The sequence below is a fragment of the Legionella micdadei genome (assembly GCF_000953635.1).
Lineage (GTDB): Bacteria > Pseudomonadota > Gammaproteobacteria > Legionellales > Legionellaceae > Tatlockia > Tatlockia micdadei.
Genome location: NZ_LN614830.1, coordinates 2,481,979 through 2,499,274 on the forward strand (window position 1 = coordinate 2,481,979; position 17,296 = coordinate 2,499,274).

Below are 17,296 nucleotides of genomic sequence, written 5' to 3' on the forward strand. Positions count from 1 at the left end.
GGAAAATCATGTCTGCTAAATTTAAAACTCTTGCTGTCGATGATGCTGATTTTTTTTATGACGAAACGCAGGAATTCTCGCACGATGTCCTTATAGGTTTTTCAAAAGCACATAAAGAAATAAACTCAAAATATTTTTACGATGAATATGGCAGCGAATTGTTTAATCAGATTACCCGTCATCCTGATTATTATCTTACTAATTGTGAATTGGAAATTTTAGATACTTATAAAAATGACTTAGCCTCATCATTAAAAAACGAAAAATTCAATCTTATCGAATTAGGTCCAGGTGAAGGAATAAAAACCCGCTTACTTATCGATTATTTTTTAGCCGATAATCTGTCTTTCAGCTATTACACAATCGATATTTCAAAAAAATACCTCAACCAAATTATCGAACAGTTTAATAACCAACTCCCTCACCTTGAGACAGTTGCTCTTAATGCAGATTACTTAAACGGCATCAAATGGCTCGGTTCGACTTCTAAAAACCGTAATTTTGTTTTATTTTTGGGTTCAAGCATTGGCAATTTTGATATCAATTCAACTAAAGAGTTTTTAGGGATGATGAGAAACTTCCTTCATCCCGGCGACTATGTATTGATTGGCTTTGATCTACTCAAAAATATCGATGTGTTAATGAGAGCCTATAATGATCGTGATGGAATTACCCGCGAATTTAACCTAAATCTTTTAAGGCGTATGAATTATGAGCTTGGAGCCAATTTTAATACCGAATCTTTTTATCACTATGGAACCTATAATGTTTATCTGAAAAGAATGGAAAGCTATCTCGTCAGCAATAAAGCACAGATTGTTTATATTGAAGCGCTAAAAAAATCATTTAAATTTAAGGAGTTTGAAGCAATCCACGTTGAGTCTTCGCATAAATATACCTTTTCCAAGGTTGCTAAACTGGCTCGCGCAACAGGTTTTGAAATCGTCAGGAATTTTACTGATTCGAACCAGTATTTTCTTGATTCATTGTGGCGGGCAATTTAGAAATATCCCCAAGCTCACTCAGGTTCAGGCAGTTGAATTCGGATTTGATCTTCCTCATTGAGGGTCTTTTCATCGAAAAAAGGCTCTCTTTCCGCTACCCTGTAACAGATCTCTATCCGCACAGCGCGAGAAGGGTTCCTGTGTTTTGCAGTAATCTTATTTGGATTAGACTTATCAGAAGATGACATACAACAAATTCTCTGGACGATTAAAAAGTACTACTATACCATATTTAGACAATATTGTTGATATAATAATCAACTAAGCCGTTTATTGAACTATAAGAAGTGACTATCATGATACCTAACTACGGACAATTATCTCTCCGTTCCTACGAAACCTATCATTGCAGTCATAGCCACGATTTCGCCCAACTTGTTTTACCCATTCAGGGTGTTTTGGAACTTAAAAATGGTTGCCAGTCGGGGCTTGTTCGTGACAACACTGCTGCTTTTATCGCCCCAAATTCAATCCATTCTTTTGCCGCTAGTCGAAAAAATCAATTTTTAGTTGTTGATCTCAAAGCACCGAACTCTATTCTCAATGAAAATTTGATGCCTGCATTCCCCACGCTAACCACCTCGGCCATAAAATTTTTGCATTTTGCCCAAAACTACTTGTTGCAAAAAGATAGTGATGGCTTTTCTGATTATTTAATCCAAAATTTGCTGTTCAAATTGGTCTCACAATCATTAACACCGGTACTCGACCCAAAAGTATTAAAAGTAACACAGTGGATTAACAACAATTTTGCTGCACCAATCAATCTAGAAGGACTAACCCATCTCTGTCATCTTAGCACTAGCCAACTGCAACGACGATTTAAGAAAATGACAGGACAAACGGTTGCAGAATACTGGCGAATGAAAAAACTTTCACAAGCTCAGCTACTTCTCAGCACAGAAACCCTTTCAATTTCATCCATTGCCTACCAACTCGGTTATGAAAATGTGTCTGCTTTCAGCCGGTGTTTTGCCCATACCTTCGGCCAAAGTCCTTCTCAATGGCGTGAAATGATGCTTAATGCAAACAATATGCGTGTAGAAGACAAAACTCTTTTTCATGATAGCTGATATGCTTGTGCAGTCTGTAACCTCACCATTAAAAAAATTGGACGCACAAAAACTTATTGGGGTTATATAAACTTTTTTATTGAGACTTATTATGGCCAAAAACAGAAGCTATCTATTTCTACAAGGAATTTGCTTTCTTATCCTAGCGCAAACCATGGTCGGACTAAATATTGTTTTTTCTAAATGTCTTGTCTCTTCTTTGCCTCTTTTGTTTATACTTACCCTGCGCTTTGTTTTAGCAGCCGTTATTCTCTTCCCTCTCCACTGGCTGACTCCTGCAAGGCAGTTTGATTTGCACCATCACTTTTCCAAACTTCATAGACGAGATTGGTATTTTATTTTTGCCCAGGCTTTGACTGCAGGGATCCTATTTAATTGCCTGATGCTTTTAGGACTTCACTACACGGATGCAAATGTTGCCGGCATTATCACAAGTGCTTTACCCGCTACCATTGCCTTGATGTGCTGGATTATTCTCAAGGAGCACATTTCAAAGAAAAAAGGGCTTTGCATCCTTTTTGCCACGCTTGGGCTTTTGGTCATTGCTTGGGACAAATGGCATGAGATTGGCTTAAACCATTCTTTTTTTGGCGATACGATTATCTTACTATCCCTTCTTCCCGAGGCCACTTACTATGTTTTGTGTAAGCTTCATACCAATCGTCTTCCCGTTTTCTTAATTTCGTCCATTATTAATGGGATTAATGCCGTAATTTTACTTTTATTCATTCCATTTTTTTCCTTAAATCCCTTAACTTTACCTATCTCGACATGGTTAATCCTCATCATTTTGGGTTTAAGCTCAGGTCTATTTTATGTGTTCTGGTATTTTGGAGCGCAACATGTCGATGGCACTATGGCCTCACTGTCAACGGCCATAATGCCGGTCGCTACAGTGATACTTGCGTGGCTAATTCTTGGAGAGCATTTGAGTCACTTAGAAAGCCTCGGGATGGGATTAGTCATTTTATCGATTGCAATTTATGCAAGGCCAACTTAATTATCAAATGCAAACGCACCTTTATTAGCCATATCAAAAAAAACCCGCCAAAAGGCGGGTTTTTAAGTGTTGAGCAAATGAACAGCTTACATCATGCCGCCCATGCCGCCCATTCCACCCATGCCGCCCATTTCGCCGGCACCCATAGGTTCTTCTTTCTTAGGTAGATCAGCAACCATGCACTCGGTGGTCAGCATTAAGCTTGCAACAGAAGCTGCGTTTTGTAATGCAGTACGAGTCACTTTAGTTGGATCAAGAATACCCATCTCAACCATGTCACCGTATTCGCCAGTAGCTGCGTTGAAACCAAAGTTATCTTTGCTTTCAGCTACTTTGTTAACGATAACAGAAGGCTCATAACCTGCATTGGCTACGATTTGGCGGAGAGGAGATTCGATGGCGCGACGTAGGATGTTAATACCCATGTCTTGGTCAGCATTTTCGCCTTTCAAGCCATCTAATGCTTTTTGCGCACGAATCAGGGCAACACCACCACCAGCAACAATGCCTTCTTCTACTGCAGCACGAGTTGCATGAAGAGCGTCTTCTACACGAGCTTTTTTCTCTTTCATTTCGATTTCGGTAGCAGCACCAACTTTAATGACGGCAACACCGCCAGCTAATTTAGCTACGCGCTCTTGTAATTTTTCGCGATCGTAATCAGAAGTGGTTTCTTCCATTTGAGCACGAATTTGAGTAATACGCGCATTGATGTCAGCCGCTTTACCTTCACCGTCAATGATTGTGGTGTTTTCTTTGGTAACGACAACGCGTTTTGCAGTGCCTAGGCTGTCTAAAGTAGCACTTTCTAAACTAGTACCCACTTCTTCTGAAATGACTTCGCCCGCAGTAAGGATAGCAATGTCTTGTAACATGGCTTTACGACGATCACCGAAACCAGGTGCTTTAACCGCGCACACTTTAACAATACCGCGCATGTTGTTAACAACCAGAGTTGCTAATGCTTCACCTTCAACATCTTCAGCAATGATCAATAAAGGACGTCCTGATTTGGCAACTGCTTCCAATACAGACAACATGTCACGAATTGTTGAAATTTTCTTGTCAACCAAGAGGATGAAAGGATGCTCAAGCTCAGCACTCATGTTTTGCTGATTGTTGATGAAGTATGGAGAAATGTAACCACGATCAAACTGCATACCTTCAACAACAGCTAATTCGTTTTCAAGGCTGTTACCATCTTCTACAGTAATAACACCTTCTTTACCTACTTTTTCCATTGCTTCAGCAATGATAGAACCGATTGCTTGATCAGAGTTCGCAGAAATAGTACCTACTTGTGCAATTGCTTTACCGTCTTTGCAAGGCTTAGACATTTCTTGTAATTTTTTGGTAACTGCGGCAACTGCTTTATCAATACCTCGTTTCAAATCCATTGGGTTCATGCCTGCTGCAACTGCTTTGTGGCCTTCAACGACAATGGCACGTGCCAATACCGTAGCAGTAGTAGTACCATCACCTGCGGTATCAGAAGTTTTAGCAGCAACTTCTTTAACCATTTGTGCGCCCATATTTTTGAAACGGTTTTCGAATTCAATTTCTTTTGCAACAGAAACACCGTCTTTAGTTACAGTAGGTGCACCAAATGATCTTTCTAAAACAACGTTACGTCCGCTTGGACCCATTGTTGCTTTAACTGCATCAGCCAATGCGTTTACACCAGCAAGCATTTGTTGACGAGCATCGTCGCCAAAACGTAATTCTTTAGCCATTATTACAGTCTCCTTAATCTAAAATTACTTCTCAATCACGCCCATGATATCGTCTTCGCGCATCACTACCAGTTCTTGGCCTGATATCTTGACTTCTGTACCTGAGTACTTACCAAACAGAACCACATCACCTACTTTAACAGCCAAAGCACGAACATCACCGTTCTCCAAAACTTTGCCAGGACCCACTGCGATGATTTCCCCACGCATTGGCTTTTCAGTAGCGCTGTCTGGAATAACAATACCACCGGCTGTGGTACGCTCTTCTTCCATACGACGAACAACAACACGATCGTGTAAAGGACGAATTTTCATACTTGTTCTCTCCTGATTTTAATTATCGCCTATAATTTTCAGAGTAAGCTCTGACTTTTTTAGCCCTGCACACATCTGAATGCATTGCTGATGACATGCCAGATGGGGACAACAATGCAACTTTCAAGGGTAAAAATAAAAAAAATTTTGGTTTTTTTTAGACTAGAACTACAATGGTCTACATTTTTACAGAAAAGATAGGCATGCCATGAAGAAATGGTTCTTATTTGCCCTATACTCAAGAATCGCCAAAATCGCTTTTTGGAGTTTCTTTGGTATATTGTGGCTTGCTCCCTTTGTTAGCCATGCTGTTCCGCTTCCCGCTTCCGAAGTTTTTCAGGTTGAAACAAAACGGGTTGACCCCAATACATTTGTTATCAATTGGCAAGTTAAACCAGGCTATTTTCTTTACAGCGATCGGATTAAGTTAACCGAGCAATCAAACAGCAATTCGCACCTGGGGATGATTCGTTTTCCTCCTGCCACACAAAAAACTGATCAGCAAGGGCGCGTATATACTGTCTATCGCAATGCGCTCTCTTTGCCGGTAGCAATTCTTGGGGAACAACCGGGAGAAAGCTTAATTAATGTACAATTTCAAGGCTGCGCCGATGATGGTTTTTGCTACCCTCCTGAGACCAGGCAGATTAAATTAACCATTGATAAGAGCCTAGCCTTGAGCGATGTAAGCATCGAAACCGATGCTGCAAATGGACAACCCGTGGCTCCCCAAGAGCAACAAAGCGACAAGGTGGAAGCAGTTTTTGTTAGTCATCATTGGGCAATCGTCATTCTCACTTTCTTTGGTTTTGGCTTACTCCTCTCTTTTACTCCCTGTGTTTTACCCATGGTACCGGTACTATCCGGGATTATTGTAGGCCATGGCAAGGATCTTTCCATTCGAAAAGCCTTTTTTCTTTCTTTAAGTTATGTCCTAAGCATGTCGATTACTTATGCGATAGCTGGAGCTCTCGTCGCGAAGATTGGTAGCAACTTACAAATCGTGATGCAAATTCCTTGGGTCATTGGCTTATTTAGCCTCGTCTTTGTTCTATTAGCATTATCCATGTTTGGGTTCTATGACTTGCGCTTACCCGTATCTTGGCAAGCAAAACTAGCTCATGTGAGTCAAAGTCAATCAAGCGGCCATTATATAAGTGCTGCGATTATGGGTTGCTTATCAACACTTATTTTATCCCCTTGTGTAACAGCCCCTCTCATAGGTGCTTTAGGCTATATCGCTCACACTGGGGATACCGCCTTAGGTAGTTCGGCTTTATTTTTTCTAGGCTTAGGTATGGGAACCCCTTTAATCTTAATTGGTACCTCGGCAGGAAAATGGTTACCTAAAGCCGGAAAATGGATGAACACAGTTAAGTCTTTTTTTGGCGTTTTGTTACTTGCTACAGCTCTATTCCTACTAGAGCGTGTCCTAGCGGGGCCATTAGTTATGGCATTGTGGGCAAGTTTACTCATTTTCTCAGGCATTTATTGCGGGGCGCTCACACGCGCGTTTACCAATGCCGACAAGTTCCGCCAAGGGTGTGGCATTATTTTATTAGTCTACGGCTTACTCGTCCTGATAGGCGCTAGCATGGGGACCACCAATCCTCTGCAACCCTTGGCCGGTTTACAAATGGCCAACGCTGTAGCCTCTACCATACCCAATAAAACTGTAAAAACAGTCTATGGATTGCAAAAAGCGATTGCCAATGCCAAAGGAAAGCCCATTTTGCTTGATTTTTACGCTGACTGGTGTACTTCTTGCAAGTTGATGGAATCCACCGTTTTTAAAGATCCGCAAATCACAGAAGCGTTAAAAGATTTTATCGTGGTAAAAGTTGATATTACTGGAAATAAAGAACAAGAAAAAGCATTACTGAGCCGATTTAATGTCGTTGCTCCCCCTACTTTTTTATTTCTTAATGAGTTAGGAAACGAGCTAACCCATTTGCGGTTGGTTGGTGAAACTTCACCTTATGAATTTTTAAACCAATTGAACCTGGCTTTAAGCTCGATTACTGTTTCGAGGAAATAACCCAAAGGGGCATTCTCATCGTTATTAGACAATCTAGCTTCAGAAGCGTTATAATTTCGCCCACTTTTTTTACAAACAGAAGATTATGAACCATAAAGTGGGCTTTGTCAGCTTAGGCTGCCCTAAGGCGTTAGTTGATTCAGAACGAATCATCACTCAATTGCGTGCCCAGGGCTATGATTTAGTATCGAATTATCAGGATGCAGGGATTGTTATTGTCAATACCTGCGGTTTTATTGATGCAGCTGTCACTGAATCTTTAGATACCATCAAAGAAGCGATGGCAGAAAATGGCCGTGTCATTGTTACGGGTTGCCTTGGCGCTAAGGCTGATCTCATACGCGAAGCTTGCCCGGATGTACTCCACATCAGTGGCGCACATGCTTATGAAGAAGTCGTTAATGCGGTACATCAGCACCTACCCCCTCCAGCTGATCCTTTCACTCAACTTATTCCGCCTCAAGGGATCAAATTAACACCAAGGCATTACGCCTATTTAAAAATTTCGGAGGGATGCAATCAAAAATGTACCTTTTGCATCATTCCAACAATGCGCGGAAAATTACAAAGCTACCCACTTGCCCAAGTGCTTACCGAAGCTAAACGATTAAAGGATGCAGGGGTACAGGAATTACTGGTCATCTCCCAAGATACTAGCGCTTACGGTATAGATACCCGTTATCAACCCGTTACATGGCAGGATAAGACGATCAAAACTCAATTTTATGATTTATGCCAGCAGCTCGGTGAATTAGGTATTTGGGTCCGTTTACACTACGTTTATCCCTACCCTCATGTGGATGAAATCATCCCATTAATGCGCGACGGTCTTCTGCTCCCTTACTTAGACATTCCATTGCAACACGCAAATTCGCGCGTATTGAAAGCAATGAAACGCCCTGCGAACAGCGAAAATACTTTAGCGCGCATTACTCAATGGCGAGAGGTCTGTCCAGATATTACCCTTCGTTCGACCTTTATCGTTGGCTTTCCGGGAGAAACTGAAGAAGAATTTGAAGAGCTTCTTGATTTCTTGGAAGAAGCACGCTTGGACCGAGTAGGTTGTTTTCAATATTCTCCTGTCGAGGGCGCTAAAGCAAACGAACTGGCTAATCCTGTGCCTCAAGAGGTTAAAGAAGAGCGTTATCATCGCTTTATGCAAGTTCAAGCAGAAATCAGTCGCTCTAAGTTAGAAGCCAAAATTGGCTCGAAACAAACTGTTTTAGTGGATGAAATTAACGAAGAGCAAATTATTGCCCGCAGTAAAAGCGACGCACCGGAGATTGATGGCTTGGTCTTTTTGCCTCCTTCTAGAAACATCAAAGTTGGCGATAAAATTGAAGTGGTTATCACTGATAGCGATGATTATGATTTGTATGCTGAGGTTTGCCAATAAAACGGGATATGGAAATGATGGAAAACGATAATGCCAATCCAAAAAAAAGCTGTATTATCGATTTAATTGTCAAAAAACAAGAAAAAGCTTATATCGTCTACGAGGATGAGCAGTTTATTGCCTTTTTAGATCATCGTCCTCTTTTCTACGGCCATACGCTACTTGCACCCAAAACACATTATAGTACGCTCTACGATTTACCTGATCCCCTCGTTAGTCCTTTGTTTATTTTAACTAAAAAAATCGGAACAGCTGTCGAAAAAGCCATGGAAGCAAGCGGCAGCTTTATTGCCATGAATAATGTCATAAGCCAGAGTATTCCGCATCTACATATTCACATTGTACCTAGAAACAAACACGATGGATTAAAGGGATTTTTTTGGCCAAGGACAAAGTATGAAAATGAGAAGCACATCGAAGAAATATTGGGAAAAATTAAAACCCATCTTACTCGATACCCTTAAAATTATTGCTGGGTCTGAAGAGCAAGCCTAATACCCCTCCCTAACTACATCTATTTTCTTCACTGCAACAGCTTTTGGGTTGTTTCAGCCGATGTCTCTTACAATCTCATCTTTGCGGTATTCAGGTCTTCCCCCCTATGGGAAGCTGGGTGAGGCCGCTTTAAAATTCGAACAGAACCAGTCAAAGGTGGTTTAGCAAAGAAATTTGGTTTACTACTTAGAGAGGGTTTATGCTTCTGTTGATACTCAGCAAAAAATTCATACCATTTTCCTTTAAGTACATTATCAGTAATTTTGATGTATGAAACTTGCCGATCTATTCTTCCTAACGACAATCCACCTATATTACCACTAACGCCCAGATACCTTTTAAAATCCCTAACCAAATCATAAACTTCTTGATTCCGACCTTTAATTTTTAACGACTCTATATCTATAATTCGGTTCCGCACCCTCGATAAAGCGAGTCGTAATGCATAAATAAGTCCACTACCATCATTTTGTTGACCGAAGTTCGTGTGCTGGCTGTTGATATCTGTTCCCATGATACTATCCAAAAAACTTTTAATTGAAAAAATTGGGCAGCTCCCTCCCTCCTGGAGATATCCTCGCTGGTTGTGAGCAAAATATTCATAGCGAATGCTTGGATCAATTGGATCTCGAATAAAATACCTAATCGCTTGATCATAGGGGATCCCACTTAGAAGTTCCCTTAATTGAAAAAGACGCACCCAATCTTGGGCTTCCCGACTCTTCACTGTAGAGTACGTACCATTATTGGCTCCAAAACCTGGGTAAGGTGCCCGATAAAATAAAAGTAGCCGCTCAATACTTATCAAGTCTCTTAGCGTCTTTTCCATGATAAGTTGATAAAACCGGGGATGAGCAAATGGATCAATATCCAGACCTACAAACTCCCCCTGAGTATTTTGAAAAAAAGGAACTAATTTTGTTATATAAGTTCCGAAACAAGTTCTAGTCTCTTCATTTTTGCCTCTGGATTTCGATCCTAAATTATTTTCAATTTTAAAATAATCGAAATGGTGAGGAGTATCATCTGGTCCTGCAAGCTGACCGTCGGCAAGAATTCCCACCTTGATTATACGGAATATAGAAAAATGATTTGACTTCGCTCCACCTTCTAGGACTATCTCATCAGTATCCGAGCGATTTTGATCATCTGGAAGAAAGCGCAATGTGGTAAAAAAAGCATCAGGCTGAAGAAAAGCATGAGGATTACCCCAAAACAAATTGTCTATGTTGTCCTGAATAAGCTTTATGATAAACCGTTTATCTTCTTGTGCCAGCTCATCCGTCGAAGGAAATTCTCCATGAGCGTGTGTGGTGATTTGCGATAAACATTTAGCACAATACTCTCTAAGGTATTTAAGGAATACAATGTCAGATTTAAGGCTTTGTCTCAAAGTCTGCAGCTTATCGTAAGCCTCCAGTCGAGTTGCAGCAATTTGAAATCGACAGTAGTCTGTTGGTGATAATGTATAGCAATTAATTTCCGCAAAAACTTTTAATGACAATGCATAGGCACTGCAAGCTTGTTCATTTGTAAGTGGCAACCGAGTGTTGTCATAATCCAAAAACAACCGATTTGCCGCATCCAAAATATAAGTATTGGAATAAACCTGTTGCAATAGGTGTTTTAGTCGTTCTTCATGGGCTTTTAATGCATAAAGATCAGTAGAGAGATTCTTTTCAGAAAAAAGAGTGCTTTGGTAGTACTGTATTTTTAAATCTTCCAAAAAAATTGGGGGCATTTCAACAACTTCAGTAGAAGTTAAACAATCAAAACTGGGGCGGGGATTATATTTGCCAAAATGAATAAAAAATTCAGCGACATATTTTTTATCTATGATGATAGAGATATTTGCTGGTTGATTGTATTTAATTTCGCGACGGTCATCCAACCCAAGTCTGTAAAGATAATTATTTTTGTAATTTCTAAAGTGATTTTCGTTAACTTCATGAGAATCAATTGATTGATATTCTGCGCGAATATTATCAATAAAAAGATTGTAATTCTCTTTAGGGAATACTACTCCGTAAACACCATTGAGAGTACAAAAATATCCTCTATTATCTACTACAAATTTTGTACCCATATCAATCTGAAATAGTAGAGGAATAAACATGCTCTTAATTACCCTAGCTTCTGAAAATAGTGTAATTCCATGAACATGAAAGCACCAATCTTTAAAGTACATTATTTCTCCACAATAATTTTATTCACACTGCACTTGACAACAATATTCTATATATTTAGGGCCAATTGAAAGACTCCTTTGGGGATAACACAATAATGAGAAAACAGAGGTTCCCCGAGTCAAGCCAGATTGCTATGAGATATTTAAGGATATATAACCTAACGGTACTTCAGTTACTTCAACGCTTGCTTTTTTGTTTTGGTTTGGTGAAGGAGTCCCTTTTCCTATATCTTTTAAACCAATTGTTTTTATGAGCTCCTCAAGTGTTATGCCTTTTTTATTTGGCTTTTTGCAAACGCTATCATCTATCATAGAGTAAATTGACAGTATCATATCCCGATTCACCCTATTTTCGATAGCCCAGTGAAGCCAAGTATTACCTTCGCTATCTTGCTTAGATAAAGCATCGATTAATCTGCAGTTTTCACAAAAACCCAATAATAAATTGATTCCCACAGGCCCCACAGCTTCTGTAGCCAATTGATATAAGTAGGATTTTTTCTCTTTTAGTTCATCCCATTTTTTATGGGGAGGACAAATAATGGCAGTATCGATTTGTAAAGCAAAATTAACATTTTCCTTCAGAATTGAATATAAAAAGAAGCATCCGTTTACTGAATTAAACAATACTTCTAAAGGAGTACAATTTTTTCCTGGAATTTTTTCTGAGAAAAATTTTCCATTAAAACAATTCCAATCATGCTCCCAAAGCGCTCCTGATTCGAACACTTGTACAACTTGATTGCTTGTAAGTAAACGCGTTACTAGATATTCCTCCTTGCACAATGGAGTAAATAACCTTCTGCAAATCGTGCTAGGATGAGAATGGAATAATTTTTTTAAATTCTGGTGGCCCCACACATGGTTTAATGCCGAATTTATTTGAAGCTCCGATGAAGACATATGGGAAGGGGATGTTTTCTTCTGCTTTAGTGTATCAACCAACCCTGGCATACACACGTTTAGCAAACCAGCTAAAGAACGATCCTCATTGTTTTTTCTTTCAAGAATTTCCATATTCAATGTAGGGCTCGATACCATGAGTGATGTCAGATCGAATCTATCTTGCTCTGCCGCCCATTGAAACCAGGTATTACCTTTCACATCCGGTTTACAGAACTCATTATATAAATCTGTTGCCATCAAAAATTTTAATACATTTATCCCGTTGGGCTGCGCTATCCTATTTTCATTCATTAAATGAAATAAAAGCGTATTTGGATTATTTAATTCTTCCCATGTTTTATGAGGAGGACATAGTATGTGAGTAACCGATAATGTCAAAATGAGAAATGGGTTGTAATAAAGAATATAATATAAAAAGCTCAAACCTCCTACTGACTTGGCTAATAATTCAAATGGGGTGAGATTATTAGGATGGCCAGGAATAGGTTTGGAAAAATGCTCGCCTGTGAATTTATAAACACTCTCTTTATGCTTATCTAAAAATTCCAACAAAATCTCATTTTTTTCACTTTCAAGAATGTGGCTTAATAAACATTGACCATCTGGCATTGGGATGGCAAACAAAAATCTAAAAAGCTTATCTTCATCGCAGGCAAATAGACGTTCGAGATTATTGATTGTCAGACTGTTAAATAGATCGACAACATATTCTTGGGGCGTTCTTTGGGGCTTAGGTTGTGGTAGTAATGCATGGGATATCACCTCACTAAATCGCTTCGAAGTTTGCTCGCGTGGAGGGTTAGTAACAAGAGATGATTTTGTCGGGAGGGTAGCATTCTGCTGTTCCACAGGACCTACATCCTTTTTTCCTTTCCGGTTCTTCTTCTTTTTCTTGCTTTTTTTCGACCGTTTGTCTTCTTGTGCGGGCGATTGTTCAGCCGCTTGCGTGTTTTTAAGCCCGGGTTTATCAGCCACAGGATTTACCACCGATGCCAGTTTAATCTCATGCTCTTTTCTAAATGCCTCAAATTCTTCCGGTTTATGCCCCAATTTATGAATATAAATCTCTCTCGCTTGCGGCAAACCTTGCTTCACAAAATCAATGGCTTTGGATAACCACTCTCGACGCAACTCCTCCTCCGTTTTTGTCGATACTGCAAACGTTACTTCTTGAGCTTCTTCTTTATTGGGCAACCCCACTCCCAGCAATTGATATAAATGCCGTAACGCATGATGCCTTTTCTGGTTGATGATTAAATGCTCGGTTGCACGCGAACATGCCGTGAAAAACTGGTTCATCGGAGGGCCAAAGCGCTCATCACCCTGCCCTTTCTTCGCCCGGTGGGCCGCCTTCGATTTATCCAAAAGCACATCCGGGTTTACTTTCAAATACTCTTCAAGAATATCATCTGCTTCACGAAGAAGCTCTGTCGGCTCAAGTATTTTGTGCGCAACAACCGTCCGAAACTCCAACCCTTTAATCTGCTCAACGGTAAATACCATTTCCGTTTTATACAGCTTGCGCGCTTCCTCCACATATTCCGCTTGCGTTACCACCGCAAACTGCGTCGTCTTAGCTAACTCATGCAAAAACTTCAGGGTCTCTTCATCAGGCCCTTCAACCCATCGGATACTGCCCGCTTTCTTTTTCCCAGAACAACCTGTGATTTTCGATTGCCCCAACTTATCATCGCTACCACCCGTTAAAACATTGCGGATACCCACCGCATTATTCAAAAATGGAACCACAACCTCCGGGCAACGATGCGAGAATGGCAACTCAATGTGACTCACCTCATAGCCCATCTTTCGCAACGTCTCAACTATATAAGGGCGCTTCGATTTAGAATCATTTAAACTTTGACGGGTATCAATACAAAGGCATACTTGACCAGCCTTCGCTAATTCCAGCAAATTGCGAAGCTGCAAATAGGACAAATCTTGCGATTCATCAACCACCACCATCTCATAACGACCTTTCACAACAAACGGGAAAAAAGCAAGGTCAACTTTCTTCTCCGATTTAAGAAATATTTGATACGCTTCATACGCCGCGTAAATCCATCCCTTCTCTTCTGAATCATGAAATATACTTTGCTTCCCTCCTAAGGACAGGTACCCCGCTTCATCATATCCCGATAAAATCCGAAACTCTTGATAGACTTGGCTGCCCTTCTCCTTTAATTCCTCCAATTTCCCTTTTCGCCAACCTTGGGTGGACTCTCGCGCTTTTAATTCTTCCTGCTTCTTCGAAACATAGTGCCTAAACCACTCTGCAAACTCCTCCTTATCAACTAGTGTTTTACCCGCTAACTCTTCTCCATGAAGCACTCTCGCCAACGACTCATACGATTGATACCCAACCCGGCCCTCCGCTTCAGCCGGTAATCCTTCCGCACTACCCCTCTGCATCTGCTCAACTAAGCGCGATGATTGCGTCACATACAAAACACCATTATTCCCCTCTAACGGCAAACCATTCAGCAACGGATTCATTAAAAATAACGACACACACGACTTCCCTGAACCAGGAGGGCCACTCACTAACAACGGTAATTTCGCCTTTAACGCTTCCTCTTGTTTACTGTTTAACTCAATGAAATTCTGATTGTAATACTCAAGGCCTACCCATTTTATCCCCGTCCCTTCTTTATTACCCTGCAAATTAGAAACCAAACCTTCCTCTTGCCCTGATTGCTCCAACACCTCCTCTAAATAATGGCGATATTTCTCCAAATAGCGTTCGCAATATCCAGGAATCACCACAAATGGACTCCGGTGATATTGATGTCCTATGTCTTTCAAAAACAAAATATACGGATGGCCTTTTACTTCCGCATTCGCAAACAGTAAACGATTCCCTTGACTCGCCCTAACACTGTAAACATACGGCTTTACTATCCATTCTAATCCTAGCGATTTATATTCCCCTCTTACCAACTTCTCTATAATTGGCTTGTATTCCTCTAACTTCTCCTCATCGCCTATCAGTCCTTGCCAATAATGTATCGTTCCGGGGGCCATCTAAATTTCCTATAAATCTCAAAAAAACCGCACATTGTACAATTTGGTTTTATTTTGTCAATTGAAAATGGTTAAAATTTTAACAATGCGAGCGAGCGGGTATGCTGAAGTTCCATGGTTAATCAAAATGAAGATAATGATACGCTCTATTTTGCGTAGTATTTGCGCATTAAAATCAAGACCTGTTTAAGCACGTCTTTTCTAGGTTCGGCATCAGGCTCAGGTTCTGCATGGCGATTAGTGATTGTTATTCCACCTGAAACTTGCAAAGTAGTGAGTCGATCGGGTTCGATAATGCCCATGTTGATATAACTTCCCGCCAAAATAAAAGGGGCGCGTCCCTCTTTAATCAATAAGTCTTGGCCAATGCTATAGTCTTGAACTGGATTGCTGCAATCAAATAAACGCTTAATCAACGTAGGCGCTATATCATAACTCGTTGTTGTGTATTCAATCGTACGGGGTGGTTCACCTGGCCAATGGATGATTAGCGGAACATGCGTTTGCGTTTCAGTATAGTTGCTGGTATGTCCCCAATAATTTTGTTTATTATCGTTAAATTCTTGGCCATGATCAGCCGTGAATATGACAATACTATTATTTAGATATCCCTGCTGCTCGATGATATCAAGGATTTTAGCAATTTGCCCATCATCAAAATTCACGGCATTCAAATAGCGGTTATAGTAAGGAATAGGATCATCGCTGTTGGTCATTGTGATACGGGTGCATTCTTTCAATGCTGGTTGATAAGGCGTCGCAAAATTCTGATCACGACAAAATCCATGAGGCGCATCATAAAAAAGGTACAAGAAAAAAGGCGATTTGTGGTTTTTATCGAGCAAAAAATCAATGGCTTTTTGGGTGATATCCCTATCTTTATCGCCAATATTGTCTTTTGGCGAACCATCAGATCCGATATTAGTTAACCCATTAAAAATAGTTTTATCGAACGGAGGAGTAGAAATGAGGCTAGACCAAAAAATATGGGTTGAATAACCATACTTAATCAATAAGTCGGTAAAAATAGCACGTACATTTTGCTTTAATGCGGCCGTCCAATAGTTACTGGGAATTGAATAAAATATCGAAAATAATCCAGGCTGAGTGGAATTACCACCGCTTATGTGATTTAAAAACTGCCAATTATTTTTAGCAAATCGCGCCACATTCGGCATATATCCCTTTTGCACACTGTCAAATCGCAACGAATCGACCATAATCAAAATAATATTATAAGGACGGGCGGGCTTTTTGCACTGCAACGGATGAAGCGGATAATTCATTTTATCGTTAGGGAAAAAAGGCTGGGCAAAATCAGCTTCACTAAAGCGCCTTAAGATATCATGCGCATCTTTGTTAGGAATGAAATAAGCAAACAGCTGATTAAAATGGGGGAGATTGAGAGTTTGCTGAGTAAAAAGATTGACATTATTAACTACTGATAAGACTAAAATGTAATAACAAAAAAAGAACCCGCCACACCAGCAGTAAGTGATTTTCTTACCAATTTTATAGCGCTCTGTTACAACGACTTTTTTCCATACCACCCAGGCAAGAAAAATTTCTAACAAACATACTAGAGAAATGACAGCAAGACTAAAAAATATCTCTTGTCGAGAGAGATCAAAAACTTCATTCCAACGACTGTGAAAAAGCATCGTTAAAATAGTCAAATTAAGATGAAATTTGAACATCATGTAAATACGACTATCAATAATTAATAGGGTTACACTTATGGTGGCGACGCACACGCTTAGTAACCAAATTAAACGCTTAGATGGCAAAAAATAAGCAATAAGCAACAGGATCCCAGCAGGAATAAATGCTAGCAGCATCATATAAGATAAATAGTTAATCAATGCAAAACTAACAATTAAAATTTTGCCAAGTATTCCTGTGAAGCTAACTACGTAGTTGGTGAACAAAGTTCTTGATAAGAAAGTGATTTTTAGGAACTCAAAACCCAATAACCAAAACAGGAAAGCATTGGTTAGGAAAAACCAGCCTATGAACCGAAAAATTTTTCCTTTAGTATCTTGATAGTTCATTCCATGAGTATAGTTTAATATCCAAATAAATAAGTTAACTGATGAATTCCATAAAGTCGAATTTTATTCTTAA

11 protein-coding genes are annotated in these 17,296 nt (G+C 39.9%); 6 read left to right on the top strand and 5 right to left on the bottom strand.

What is annotated here, in order from left to right:
* The first annotated feature begins 8 nt into the window (after window positions 1-8).
* The 3 genes from egtD (at window position 9) to LMI_RS11105 (ending at window position 3,077) form a co-directional block, all read left to right on the top strand.
* Window positions 9-1,004, top strand: a complete 996-nt coding sequence (gene egtD / locus LMI_RS11095) for an L-histidine N(alpha)-methyltransferase (protein ID WP_045099858.1) — start codon at window positions 9-11, stop codon at window positions 1,002-1,004.
* A 296-nt stretch (window positions 1,005-1,300) separates the two neighbouring features.
* Window positions 1,301-2,077, top strand: coding sequence for a helix-turn-helix domain-containing protein (locus LMI_RS11100; RefSeq protein ID WP_045099859.1), 777 nt, complete (start codon window positions 1,301-1,303; stop codon window positions 2,075-2,077).
* 91 nt (window positions 2,078-2,168) lie between these two features.
* The gene (locus tag LMI_RS11105) at window positions 2,169-3,077 is read left to right on the top strand and encodes a DMT family transporter (RefSeq protein ID WP_082050738.1); all 909 of its coding nucleotides are present in this window, start codon (window positions 2,169-2,171) and stop codon (window positions 3,075-3,077) included.
* Window positions 3,078-3,163: 86 nt separating this feature from the next.
* On the opposite strand, the gene groL is transcribed toward LMI_RS11105, so the two are convergent.
* Together groL and groES are read right to left on the bottom strand one after the other, a co-directional pair.
* Entirely contained in the window at window positions 3,164-4,813 is a 1,650-nt protein-coding gene (gene groL / locus LMI_RS11110) for a chaperonin GroEL (protein ID WP_172838929.1), read from the bottom strand.
* 21 nt (window positions 4,814-4,834) lie between these two features.
* Window positions 4,835-5,125, bottom strand: coding sequence for a co-chaperone GroES (groES, locus tag LMI_RS11115; protein WP_045099862.1), 291 nt, complete (start codon window positions 5,123-5,125; stop codon window positions 4,835-4,837).
* A 208-nt stretch (window positions 5,126-5,333) separates the two neighbouring features.
* Here groES and dsbD point away from each other — a divergent pair, with 208 nt between their 5' ends.
* The 3 genes from dsbD (at window position 5,334) to LMI_RS11130 (ending at window position 9,023) form a co-directional block, all read left to right on the top strand.
* Window positions 5,334-7,163 (top strand): protein-disulfide reductase DsbD, encoded by a 1,830-nt coding sequence (gene dsbD / locus LMI_RS11120; protein WP_082050739.1) that lies wholly within the window; start codon window positions 5,334-5,336, stop codon window positions 7,161-7,163.
* Window positions 7,164-7,248: 85 nt separating this feature from the next.
* Entirely contained in the window at window positions 7,249-8,559 is a 1,311-nt protein-coding gene (gene rimO / locus LMI_RS11125; RefSeq protein ID WP_045099863.1) for a 30S ribosomal protein S12 methylthiotransferase RimO, read from the top strand.
* A gap of 14 nt (window positions 8,560-8,573) precedes the next feature.
* Entirely contained in the window at window positions 8,574-9,023 is a 450-nt protein-coding gene (locus LMI_RS11130; protein WP_231852150.1) for an HIT family protein, read from the top strand.
* Between the two features lie 98 nt (window positions 9,024-9,121).
* Here the strand turns inward: LMI_RS11130 and LMI_RS11135 are convergent, their stop codons facing one another.
* The 3 genes from LMI_RS11135 to LMI_RS11145 form a co-directional block, all read right to left on the bottom strand.
* A complete protein-coding gene (locus LMI_RS11135) occupies window positions 9,122-11,242 on the bottom strand; it encodes a hypothetical protein (protein WP_045099864.1) in 2,121 nt (706 codons plus the stop codon).
* Between the two features lie 132 nt (window positions 11,243-11,374).
* Window positions 11,375-15,172, bottom strand: a complete 3,798-nt coding sequence (locus tag LMI_RS11140) for a DEAD/DEAH box helicase family protein (RefSeq protein ID WP_045099865.1) — start codon at window positions 15,170-15,172, stop codon at window positions 11,375-11,377.
* A 146-nt stretch (window positions 15,173-15,318) separates the two neighbouring features.
* Complete coding sequence (locus LMI_RS11145) at window positions 15,319-17,223, bottom strand: DUF3413 domain-containing protein (protein WP_045099866.1); 1,905 nt, start codon at window positions 17,221-17,223, stop codon at window positions 15,319-15,321.
* Window positions 17,224-17,296 lie beyond the last annotated feature (73 nt).